Raw genomic sequence first — 11,971 nt, forward strand, 5'->3', positions numbered from 1 at the left:
CTCCTGGGCGCGGTGGTGACCGGCACGCAGTTGGGGCCGCGCTATGCCAACGGCCTGTTCCGCTGGGGCGATACCTGGCTGTATGTGACGCGCGGCATCGGCACGCGCGGACTGCCGGTGCGCTTTCTATGTCCGCCGGAGATCACCCTGCTCATCCTGGAAGCCGGCGATTGATTGGACAGATGGTGCAAAACGTTGTACAAAGAAATGATAAAGATTTTGAGGAAGAGGAACCGATGATCCCAATGGAGCTGGGCGCGCGAGAACGGCATGAGGCCGGCCGTTGGCGGCAGAGGTGGATTGGCCTGGGAATGTCTGCGCTGGTGCTGGGCGTACTGCTGGCCCTGGCGGCCGGCAGTCTCCTCCTCTCGGACCGGGCGGCGGCGGATGTGCGGGGGATGCCGGCGTCCCTGGCGTCCCGGCAGGATGTTCCCATCACCACCACCGTGGTCCTTCAGCAGGGGCTGAACGGCTACGCCGGCGTGGAGGACACCTTCATCGCCAGCACGGATGCGGATGCGAACTTCGCCGGCGATACCTACGTCCGTCTCCATTCCGATGGGCGGATGAAGGGCCTGCTCCGCTTTGATTTGTCCGCCATCCCCAGCCAGGCCCTTATCGTCAGCGCGACACTGGAAATGATGATTTACTATCCGTCCGGGAGCTTCTCCCCCCTGACCATCTCCGCCTATCCCATCAGCACCACCTGGAACGTCCACGAGGTGACCTGGCGCCAGGCGGCCGCCGGCAAGCCCTGGGGGGCGCCGGGCTGTATGGACACCACGACAGACCGTGCGCCCACGCCGGCCGGCTCCGCCACCGTGTCCCAGAGCGGGGTCTACCGCATGGACCTGACCCCGGCGGTGGCCGGCTGGGTGGCCGCCCCCGATACCAACCACGGCTTCCTGATGGTGGCCCAGGGACCGGTCTCCACGCAGATCAACCAGGCGTCCTCCGAGTTCGTGACCCTCAGCTCGCGGCCGAAGCTGACAATAACCTATGTCCTGACGGGACCGGTGCCCACCTTCACGCCGACGGCCACGCGCACCGCCAGCCCGACCGCCACGCCCACCCCGCGGGCGTATGTGACTTCCACGTACCTGAGCAACAGCCCGTGTATGGCGGTGGGGCCTGATTACGATAATAAGCCGGGGTACACGGATCATGGGTATGTCTTTGTCTTCTGGGAGGGACAGCCCACCACCGCCCGCCTGTGGTTACAGCAGGCCAACGCGGACGGGGAACACAGCATCTATGTCAACGGCCGGAAAGTAGGGCGCAGTGCACGGGACAGCCGGGGCAGTGTCTGTGTGGCCGGCACCGGCTATTACTATTACTGGGACTTCGATCCAGCGTACCTGGTGAAAGGATACAATGTCATCAGCATCACCCATGACGCGGTGTACTGGGACAATTGGGGGGTGAACGCCGGCTATATTGTGGTCGGCGGCGATATCTCCGTGCCGGAGAAGCGCGTCATCACGTACACCAGCACGTATGACCAGAAGCCGCGCAATGCCATCCTGCAAATCCCCTTGGGCTATGACCCGACCATCCCCGTGCCCCTGTTGGTGTCGCTGTACGGCCTGGGCGAGACGATGACGGATGGCTGGAAGCGCTACGCGCTGGAGGCCAACGCGCGCGGCTGGCTGCTGCTGGTGCCGGACCAGCGGCAGAACACCATCTCGCCGGCGGTGCGGCAGGACATCATTGACGCCGTCAATTGGGTCAAGAATTATTACCTGGTAGACAGCTCGCGCATCTACCTGGCCGGCGTCTCTATGGGCGGCAACAAGGCCCTCGTGATGGCGGCCCAGTACCCCCAAATCTTCGCCGCGGTGGTGGCCCACCGCCCCATCACCAACCTGAGCCAGTGGTACTACGAGACCACTTCATTCCGCAAAGGATGGCTGGAGGCCGAGCTGGGCGGCAAGCCGAACGAGGTGCCCTTCGAATATCAGCGGCGCTCCCCCTACAGCCAGGTGCAGAATTTCCGCCATGTGCCGGTGGCGCTCACCCACGGCACGTTGGATACGGTGGTGCCGGTCAGCCATTCCATCTCCATGTATGAGGCACTGATGGCCGATCAGGCAGAGCATGCGTTCTTGTACACGTACGAGGGCGGGCACAGCGATGATGGGCCGTACGACGGCAATTGGACGCTCAATTTCCTCTCCCAATGGGAATTGAACGCCCACCCGACCGATATTGCCATCCGCGCCGACTCGTCCCGCTCCTATTATTGGCTGGACATCCGGCAGATTTACAACGAGGATCACTGGACGTTGGTGGAGGCCGGCTATTCCCCGGACTCCGGCGTCATCACCGCCACGGTGACCGACCATCGGCCGGTGCAGATCGGCTTCCATCTGACTGACATGGGGCTGAACGACGCAATAAATTACACGGTGGAAGATTATGTGCCGGAGACCGGCGCGTACTCCATCTATTCCATCTTCCCGGTGAACGGCTGGCTCTATGTGTCCATGGACGGTGGGGTGCACCGCCTCACGCTCTCGCCCGGCAGTGTGACGCCGCCGAGTGACCGGCTGTACCGTATGGGGGTGGAGGGGTACGCCGGCGCGCAGGATGCCTACATCAGCCAATGGAGCCCGACCTCCAACTTTGGCAGTGCGGCCCAGCTCTGGGTGCGGGCAGACAACGTGGCGGTCTCCCTGCTCCGCTTCGACCTTTCGGATATCCCCCCGGAAGCGGTGGTGAAAGCCGCCGTCCTGCAGTTGAAAGTGGTGCAGTCGGGCACCACCGACCAGCGCCAGATGGAAATCGGCGCCTACCGGCTGCGCCGGCCGTGGGACGCCACACAAACCACCTGGCAGAGGCCGCGCGCCGGCGAAAGCTGGGGGCTGGCCGGCTGTAACGACACGAGCGCCGACAGGGATGCGGAGCCGGTGGACACGGAGGTCATCACCCGCACCGGCCAGACAGTGGTGCTCTCCCTGACCGACCTGGTGCAGGGATGGGTGGCGGAGCCGGCCAGCAACTACGGCCTGGTCCTGCGGGGCGGCGGGACGCAGTCCGGGGTATATGCCCTGGCCTCCTCGGAGTGGACGAACATCACGGAGCGGCCGGCCCTGCGCGTCATCTACACTATACCCACGCCGACCCCCACGCCCACCGTGACGCCTACACCGACGGAGACCTGGACGCCCACACCCACCCCGACGGCAACGGTCACGCGCACGCCTACACCTACCCCGACCGTGACCGGCACGCCGCCGGCCAGCGCCACCCCGACATCCACCCCCACCCCGACGCCTACGGCGACCGTGGAGCCGGGACTGTACGGTTCCATCGCCGGCATCGTCTGGCTGGACCACAACAGCAACGGTATCTGGGACGCCGGCGAGATCACCCTGCCGGCGGTGGAGGTGCGCCTGGAAGACCTGGCCGGCCAGGTGCTCCGCCGCACCGCCACGCGGGAAGGAGGCATGTACGTTTTCGTGGACCTCCTGCCAGGGACGTATCGGGTGATCCAGACCAACTTGCTGGGCTATATCTCCATCACCCCGGATGAGGTAGAGGTAGCGGTGGAATCCGGGAAAGTGAGCGTTGTCAACTTCGGCGATCGCCTGCCGGCGCGCCAGCATCTCCCCCTGCTCTTCCGCGCCCAGTGAGACGTGGGGAGTATGATGGCCGGCCCATACCGACCAGATACGAAAGGAGAGATGCGATCATGCGAGTGCTGTTCGTGTATCCGGATATCGGCGGTGTCGAGCATTACGGCGCCCGCAAATATTACCACGGCATCGGCTATATCTCGGCGGTGCTGAAGCGCGCCGGCCATACCACCAACCTGCTCTATCTGACGGAGGAACCGGAGCGCGATGCGTTCCTGGCGCAGGTGCGGGCGCTGGCGCCGGCGGTGGTGGCCTTTTCCGCCACCACGCACCAGTACCCGGCGGTGGAGCAGTGCGCGTCCTGGCTGAAGGAGGCGGTGCCGGAGGTCTTCCTCATCGCCGGCGGCGTCCACCCCACCCTGGCGCCGGAGATGGTGGCGCGCTCGCCGGCGCTGGACGCCCTGTGCGTCGGAGAGGGGGAACTGCCGATGCTGGAGCTGGCCGAGCGCCTGGAGCGGGGAGAAGATGTCAGCGACATCCAAAACCTGTGGGTGCGCCGGCAGGACGGCTGGCGGCGCAACCCTCTGCGCCCGCTCCTTCAGGCGCTGGATGAGCTTCCTTTCGCGGACCGCGAGATATTCGACTTCGACGCCATCCTGGCGGCCAACGCCGGCTGGGTGGACATGCTGGCCGGCAGAGGCTGTCCGTACCGCTGTTCGTACTGCTGTAACCCGGGCCTGCAGGAGCGCTATCGCGGCCTGGGGCGCTATGTGCGCTATCGCAGTGTGGAGAACATCCTGGCCGAGATCGAAGCCCTGGCAGAGCGCTATCCTGTGCGCATGCTGAACTTCCAGGATGACACCTTTACCCTGAACCGCCGCTGGGCGCTGGATTTCTGCGAGGCATATGCGGCGCGCTTCCGCTTCCCCTTCTGGATCAACACGCGGGTGGAGCGCATCCTGGGCAACGAGGAACTGGTGCGGGCGCTGGCACGGGCCGGCTGTGCCGGCGTGCGCATCGGCCTGGAATCGGGCAACGAGCAAATGCGGCGCGAGGTCCTGAAGCGCGGTATGACCAACGAAGAGATCCGCCAGGCCTTCCGGCTTCTGCGCCGGCACGGCCTGCGGATTTACACCTGCAACATGCTGGGACTGCCGGGCGAGACCCCGGAGATGATCGAGGAGACCATCGCCCTGAACCGCGAGCTGGCGCCCGATGACCTGCAGTTCTCGGTCTTTTATCCCTACCCCATGACGGAGCTGTATGAGCGCGTGGTGCGGGAAGGGATGTTGAAGGGCGAGCGCACGCTGTGGGGATATTACAGCCCGGAGAGTGTGTTGGAACTGCCGACGCTGACGCCGGCGCAGTTGGCCGAGAAATACCGGCGCTTTGAGCAGTTGAAGGCGGAACTGCATCTGCGCCGGCGGCATCCCTGGCGCTACCGCCTGCGCCGCGCCGTCCTCTGGCTCCTGGGCGGGGACGAAGAGCGGTTGCGGAAGGTGCTGGATTTCGTCCGAGGCCGCAAACGGGGTAAAATAGGGTTACAACTGAAGAGGATACTGCCGAAGCTATGGACCTGTCTCTGTATTATGATACCTATTGGCAACGGGTGGGAGATCGCTGTGATGTGAACCGCCTCCAGCTCCTGCTGGCCTATGTCCAGCCCGGGGAGCGGGTGCTGGAGGTGGACTGCGGGCCGGGCGTGCTGGCCCGCATGATGATGGACAAAGGCGCCCTGGTGGAGGCGACCGAGATGTCGCGGGAGGCGGTACAGCGCGCCCGGGAAAAGGGCGTGCCCGTTCAGCATGTAGACCTCGATGCGCAGGACGGCCGGCTCCCTTACCCGGACAACATCTTCGACACGGTGGTCTCCAACTCCGCTATCGAGCACCGCTTTTTCCACGAAAAGCACCTGGATGAGTGCGTGCGCGTGTTGAAGCCCGGCGGCCGGCTGGTCCTGTGCCTGCCCAATATCGCTCACTGGCGCTGTCGGTTATGGCTGTTGGCCGGCCGCTTCCCCTATGTGCGCAACTCGCCCACCGACCCATCACACCTGCGCTTCTTCACCGTCTATGAGGCCCGCAAGCTGTGTCAGGAACGGGGGGTGGTGGTGGAACGCGTGGATGGCAGTGCGAGCCTCTGGGTGCCTGGCTTTTACCCTGGCTGGCTGCGCCGGCCGCCCCTGAACCGCTTGTACACCTGGCTGGCGCGCCATTATCCCGGGCTGTTCGCCCGCGATTTCATCCTGGTGGGAAGGAAAGGAGCATCGCCGGCGTGAGCCTGCGCCGTGACGTGCTGAGCAGTATCTTCTGGGTAGCGCTTTCCCAGGCTGGCAACAAGCTCATCGCCTTTGTTGTCCAGATCGTGCTGGCGCGCATCCTGGTGCCGGCGGATTTCGGCGTGGTGGCGGTGGCCACCCTGGCGCTGGACTCGCTGGCCCTGTTCGCCGAGTTCGGCTTCACCTCCGCCCTGATTTACCGCAAGGACCGTATCCCGGAGGCTTCCGCTACCGCCTTTTCCATTGTCGTTGTGGGCGGCGTGCTGACCACCCTGGTCGGCGTCGTCAGCGCCCCGTATATCTCCTGGTTCTTCAAGGAGCCGCGCGTCATCCCCATCCTGCGGGCGCTCAGCCTGACCATGCTGATCTCCTCCTTCGGGCAGGTGCCGCTGACCCTGCTGGCCAAGGAGTTGGATTTCCGCAAGCGGGCCATCCCCATGGTGGTGCCCAGCGTGGTGAACGGCATGGTGGCGGTGCCCTGTGCGTTGAGCGGCCTGGGGGTGTGGAGCCTGGTCGCCGGCCGGCTGGCCAGCGCCGCCGCCACCTCCGCCTTGGCCTATGCTGTCACGGACTGGCGGCCGCGCTGGACGTTTCACTGGGACCTGGCGCGTGAGATGCTGGACTACGGCAAGCATATCATCGGGAGCCAGCTCCTGATCTTCGCCATCACCAATGTGGATGACATGTTTGTGGGGCGCATCCTGGACGCCGCGGCGCTGGGCGCCTACGGCCTGGCATACAACCTCTCCAACCTGCCGGCGACCCAGATCACCCGCATCGTGGGACAGGTGATGTTCCCGGCCCTGGCCAAGATTCAGGATGACCTGGAACGCATGAAACGGGTCTATTTCGCCACCATGCGCTACGTCTCGCTCCTCTCCGTGCCCATCGGCGTGGCCACGGTGGTCTTCGCGGCCGATTTCGTGAACGTGGTCTATGGGCCGAAGTGGGCGGCGGCCATCGTGCCGCTCCAGTGGCTGGGGATATACGGGCTGATCCGTTCCATTGCCGCTAACATGGGCAATGTGTTCAAGGCCGGCGGCCGGCCCAAGTGGCTGACCTACATCGCCCTGTGGCGGCTCATCACCATGCTGCTCTTCCTGTACCCCGCCACCAAGTATTACGGCATTATCGGCGTCAGCGTGCTCTCAGCCGCCGTGGCCGTCGTCGATTTCTTCATCTCCGCCGCGTTGGTGAACCGCGTGATTCAGGCCACCGCCATGGACTATGTGCGCTGTCTGGGGCCGATCTTCAGCGTCGCCCTGCTGTCGGCGGCGGCGGCCCGCCTGCTCCAGCTCCAGTTCCGCGCCACTCCGCACGCGCGGCTGGGCTTCCTGATGGCCTTGATGATCATGGTGTGTTTGTACGCCGGCGGGATGTGGCTGGTGGATCGCGAACTGCGGCGGGAAGTGCGCACCGGCTTCGAATGGGTCCTGGCGCGCAACGGCCTGCGGTTCGCCAACGGGAAGCAGGTGCCCAAATGAGCGCTTCGACCGGCCAACCCCTGCGGGTAGCCCTGTTTTCCACGGTGCAGTTGAACCCATATGTGGAACTGCTCGCCGACGGGGTGCGCGCCGCGGCGCCCGATATTCAGGTGGCCTGCGAGGACCGGCTGACCCTGGATTGGATCCAGCGCAACCGCCGGCGGGCCGATATCCTGCACATTCACTGGCCGGAACTGCAGTACGCCGGCGCGCGTGCCCGCGGGCGCTGGCGGCGGTTTATCTCGTTCATGGCCGGCCTGGCGCTGGCCCGGCAAGCGGGTCTGCGCCTGGTCTACACCGTGCACAACCTAAGTCAGCACGAGGGGCGGGATGCGCTGTTCAACGCCCTGGCTAATGCCGCCTTGTTCGCCTGGGCGGACGCCCTGCACGTGCACGATGAGGTCACGGCAGAGGCCCTGGGCCGGCGGGTGCGCCGGCCGGCGCGCATCCATGTCATCCCACACGGGAGCTACGTGGGATGTTACCCGGACAGCGTGAGCCGGCAGGAGGCGCGCCGGCAGTTGGGCCTGCCGCAGGAGGCGTTCGTCTATCTGATGCTGGGCGGCCTGCGGCCCTATAAGGGCGCCGAGGAGCTGATAGAAGCGTTCCGCTCCCTGGACGATGGGGCCGCGCGCCTGATCATCGCCGGCCATGCCCACGCGCCGGCGTATGCGGCATCTCTGCAGGCATTAGCGCAGGAGGACGTGCGCATCCTGATGTTCCTGGAACACGTCCCAGATGACCGAGTGCAGTACTTCATGAAGGCGGCGGACGTATGCGTCCTGCCCTACCGCCAGGTCACGACCTCTGGTGCGGCGGTGCTGGCGCTTTCCTTCCGCAAGCCGATCGTGGTGCCGGCCATCGGCCCCTTCCCGGCGCTGGTGCGGGCGGCGGCCGGCATCTGCTACGAGCCAGCGGGCGTGCCGGCCCTGCGCCAGGCCCTGGAGCAGGCCCAGGCAATGGATATGGAGAGCGCCGGCCAGGCCATCGCCGCCTATCTGGAAACCATTTCCTGGGAGCGCCTCGGCGCCCAACATGCGGAGGTGTACCGCCGTATTGCCGGCGGCAGGGAGGCGCGCCGTGCTGGAGGGTGAGAGCATCCTCTGCTTCGCGCCCGACCTCTGGAGCGATATCTGGCGCAACCGGCACCACCTGCTGACGGTGTTCGCCGAGCGAAACAGGGTGCTGTACGTGGAGCCGCGCACCTATTTGCGGGAGACCGTGCAAGCACTGCTGGCCGGCCGTTTCCCCTGGCGCGATATCTGGCGGGAGCGGGTGACGCAGGTGCGGCCCAACCTGTACGTCTATCACAACCTGCCCTATGCGCCTATCAGCGGGCGCTTCCCCCTGCGGGAGCTGGCCGCCGGCCTGCGCCGGCATTCCTTGCGCCGGCAGATGCGCCGGCTGGGTATGTCTCAGCCCATCCTGTGGCTGTGCCGGCCAGAAATGTCCGACCTCATCGGGCAGTGGGGGGAAAAGCTGGTGCTGTATCATGTGGTGGACGAGTACTCCGCCTATGAAGGGGTGGCAGACCGGGAGGCAGTGCGCCGGCGCGAGCGAGAACTGCTCCAGCGCGCCGATGTGGTCATCACCACGGCGCCGGCGCTGTACGAGAGCAAGCGCCCCTTTAACCGCCATACCTACTTGGTGCCGAATGCGGTGCATTACGAGACCTTTGCGGAGGTCATGCGGCGGGACACGCCACTGCCGGCGGATATGGCCGGCCTGCCGCGGCCGCTGATCGGGTATGTGGGCGCCGTCAATGCCAAGCTGGACCTGCGCTATTTCAGCGCCATCGCCGAGGCCTACCCGAGGGCCTCGGTGGTCATCGTCGGGCCGCTGAGCGTGCCGGCCGAGGATCCGGAACTGCGCCGCCTGCGCGCCATGCCCAACGTACATTTCCTCGGCCAAAAGCCGGTGGAGCTGGTGCCGCACTATATCAAGGCGCTGGACGTTTGCCTTCTGCCCTATCGGTTGAACGAGTGGACGCGCAACATCAGCTCGCTGAAGCTGTACGAGTACATGGCCTGTGAGAAGCCGGTAGTGGCCAGCGATGTGCCGGCGGCGCGCCAGTATGCTGAGCTGGTCCATATTGTGGGGGGGCCGGCGGAGGCGGTGCCGGCGGTGGCGCAGGCCTTGGCAGACCACCCGGAGGACATTCGCCGGCGCCAGCGCCAGGTGGCGCAGGAGAACACCTGGCACCGGCGTGCGGAGACGATCTCGGACATCATCGCCGGCGTGCTGGAGGAGAAACGCCGGCGAGCAATGTGAGGGGATGAGAGGAGACACCCATGGACATCACGGAATTCCTGACCTACTGGCAGGTCATCCGCAAGCGGCTGTGGCTGATCGCCCTGCTGTTCATCGCCACCATGGCCGTCATCCTGGTGACCGGCCTGACCTCGCCGCCGGTGTACCGCGCCACCGTCAAACTGCAGGTGGTGGGTTCGGAGCCGGAGCAGGTCAGCCTGTTCGGGAATGTGCGCACCACCACGACCACGGATGAGATCGCCACCGTGCAGAACGAGTTCGTCAGCGTGCTGAAGAACGGCCTGGTGGCCTGGCGCACCATCGCCGAGCTGAACCTGAGCGCCAGCGCGCTGGATGTGCTCAACCGCATCAGCATCGTGCGCGAGGGGGATGCAATTTACGTGACGGCGGAGGCGGACACGCCCCAAGGCGCGGAATCGCTGGTGACCACTCACGTGGACAAGGCCATCCAGTACTACCGCGAGTATCGGGCACTGCCGGCACGCGTGGCGCGCGAGTTCCTGACTGCCCAACTGCAGGAGGCCGGCGACCGCCTGGCCCAGGCCAAGGATGCCCTGCTCAAATTCAAGCTCCAGAACAACCTGGATTCGCTGGAGCGGGAGCTGAACGCCTATCAGGACATCGTCCGCGCCCTGGAGGCCCAGCGCGATGCGGCAACCGTGGAAGAGCAGAAAGCCCTGGCCGTGGCACAGTCCTATCGGGCAGAGGCGCAGAAGGCGCAGGCGGAGCTGGATAAGCTTTCGGAGACCGCCGCCTCGCGGGCATATTACCAGGAGATGATCCGCCGTTTCCTACAGTTGGCGGCGGAGCAGGAGGCGGCGGCCGCCGGCCATCGGGCGGCCCGCGTCGAGCTTGACCAGCAGATCGCCCAGAAGGAATCGGACCTCCTGGCGCTCATCGGCTTGCGGGAAAAATACGACCAGTTGAACCGCGAGGTAGCCCTGGCGGAGCAAGATTATAACTTCCTGCTGGCCAAGGAGAACGAGGCCCGGCTGAAGGAGGCTGCGGCCCTGCAGGTCGGCTATATCCAGGTCACGGAGCCGGCCCGCACCCCGGACGCGCCGGCGCAGTCCAACCTGCCGCGGCTGGCGGCCGTTGGCGGCGTCACCAGCCTGATGGTGGGCATCATCCTGGCGTTCGTGATCGAATTTATCGAGGGATTGAGCAGTGCACTGCGTCGGCGTGGGCGCACGGCCGTCCGCTGAGAGCCAAGGGGACCCATGCGCCGGCGCATCCTGTTCGTGGAGATGGCCCATGCCTTCGGCGGCTCCATCGTGAGCCTGTACCAGCTTGTGCGGGGCCTGGATAAAGGGCGTTACGAGCCGGTGGTGCTGTTCTACCGGCCCAATCCGTTCTTGCGGCGCTTTGAGGAGGCCGGCGCTAAGGTGTTGGTGCTGGGAAACACTGCGGTGGGAGCGGGTCGGCCGGCCGCGCCGGCGCGGCGCCGGCGTTCGAACCCCCTGGCAGAATGGCTGGCCATCTTGCGGCAGATCGGGCCTGGCACCCTGCGCCTACTGCGGGTCATCCGCCAGGAGAGGATTCACCTGGTGCACGGCAACGATGTGCTGATCAGCAACCGGGAGGCGGTGCTGGCGGCGGCGCTGGCCGGCGTGCCCTACATCAGCCACGTGCGGGCCTTTGAGCGGCTGACCTGGCTCGACCGCCGGCTGACGCGCTGGGTGCATACCTGCATCTACATCTCGCGGGCCATTGCCGACGCCCACGTCGCCCAGGGGGTGCCGGCGGAGCGCGGCGTGGTGATTTACAACGCGCTGGACCCGGAAGAATTCGTCGCGAGCGGGGATAAGGATGCCGCGCGTGCCCGGCTGGGCCTGTCGCCGGCCCATCAGGTGGTCGGCATCACCGGCCGGCTGGTGGCCTGGAAGGGGCATGAGGTGTTTCTGCGAGCGGTGGCGAAATTGGCGAGCGAACGCCCGAACTTGCGCGCCGTCATCGCCGGCGACGCCGACCCCACGGAGCCGGCCTACCTGGAGCACCTGAAGGCCCTGGCGCAGGAGCTGGGCATTGCCGACCGGGTGATTTTCGCCGGCTATTGGGAGCGCATCGTCGAGCTTCTGCCGGCGCTGGATGTGCTGGCCCACTGCTCGGTGCGGCCGGAGCCGTTCGGCCGGGTCATCATCGAGGGCATGGCCGCCGGCGTGCCGGTGGTAGGGGCGAACGCCGGCGCGGTGCCCGAGATCATTCGGGATGGGGAAACTGGGCTTCTAGTGCCGCCAGGGGATGCGGATGCGCTGGCGGCGGCGATGGGCCGGCTGTTAGATGATGCCTCCCTGGCGCAGGCCATTCGACAGCGCGCCCGCGAGCATGTGCGCCGGCATTTCAGCTTGGAGGCCCATGTG

At 65.9% G+C, this 11,971-nt stretch carries 9 protein-coding genes; all 9 read left to right on the forward strand.

Annotation, left to right across the window (positions count from 1 at the left end; genetic code table 11):
• A partial coding sequence (locus tag H5T60_05950; GenBank protein ID MBC7241972.1) for a metallophosphoesterase occupies positions 1-174 on the forward strand: 174 nt, incomplete at its 5' end.
• A 62-nt stretch (positions 175-236) separates the two neighbouring features.
• Complete coding sequence (locus H5T60_05955; protein MBC7241973.1) at positions 237-3,635, forward strand: DNRLRE domain-containing protein; 3,399 nt, start codon at positions 237-239, stop codon at positions 3,633-3,635.
• 59 nt (positions 3,636-3,694) lie between these two features.
• Positions 3,695-5,209, forward strand: coding sequence for a B12-binding domain-containing radical SAM protein (locus H5T60_05960; protein MBC7241974.1), 1,515 nt, complete (start codon positions 3,695-3,697; stop codon positions 5,207-5,209).
• The gene (locus H5T60_05965) at positions 5,149-5,856 is read left to right on the forward strand and encodes a methyltransferase domain-containing protein (protein ID MBC7241975.1); all 708 of its coding nucleotides are present in this window, start codon (positions 5,149-5,151) and stop codon (positions 5,854-5,856) included. Before H5T60_05960 ends, H5T60_05965 begins: the two co-directional genes overlap by 61 nt.
• Positions 5,853-7,340 carry a lipopolysaccharide biosynthesis protein gene (locus H5T60_05970; GenBank protein ID MBC7241976.1) on the forward strand — a complete coding sequence of 496 codons (1,488 nt, stop codon included), beginning with the start codon at positions 5,853-5,855 and terminating at the stop codon, positions 7,338-7,340. The genes H5T60_05965 and H5T60_05970 overlap by 4 nt, the downstream gene beginning before the upstream one ends.
• Positions 7,337-8,434 (forward strand): glycosyltransferase family 4 protein, encoded by a 1,098-nt coding sequence (locus H5T60_05975; GenBank protein ID MBC7241977.1) that lies wholly within the window; start codon positions 7,337-7,339, stop codon positions 8,432-8,434. Before H5T60_05970 ends, H5T60_05975 begins: the two co-directional genes overlap by 4 nt.
• A complete protein-coding gene (locus H5T60_05980; protein ID MBC7241978.1) occupies positions 8,421-9,611 on the forward strand; it encodes a glycosyltransferase in 1,191 nt (396 codons plus the stop codon). Before H5T60_05975 ends, H5T60_05980 begins: the two co-directional genes overlap by 14 nt.
• Before the next feature lie 20 nt (positions 9,612-9,631).
• Positions 9,632-10,816 carry a hypothetical protein gene (locus H5T60_05985; protein ID MBC7241979.1) on the forward strand — a complete coding sequence of 395 codons (1,185 nt, stop codon included), beginning with the start codon at positions 9,632-9,634 and terminating at the stop codon, positions 10,814-10,816.
• A gap of 15 nt (positions 10,817-10,831) precedes the next feature.
• The coding region (locus H5T60_05990; protein ID MBC7241980.1) for a glycosyltransferase at positions 10,832-11,971 on the forward strand (1,140 nt) is incomplete at its 3' end.

The organism is Anaerolineae bacterium (assembly GCA_014360855.1).
GTDB lineage: Bacteria > Chloroflexota > Anaerolineae > JACIWP01 > JACIWP01 > JACIWP01.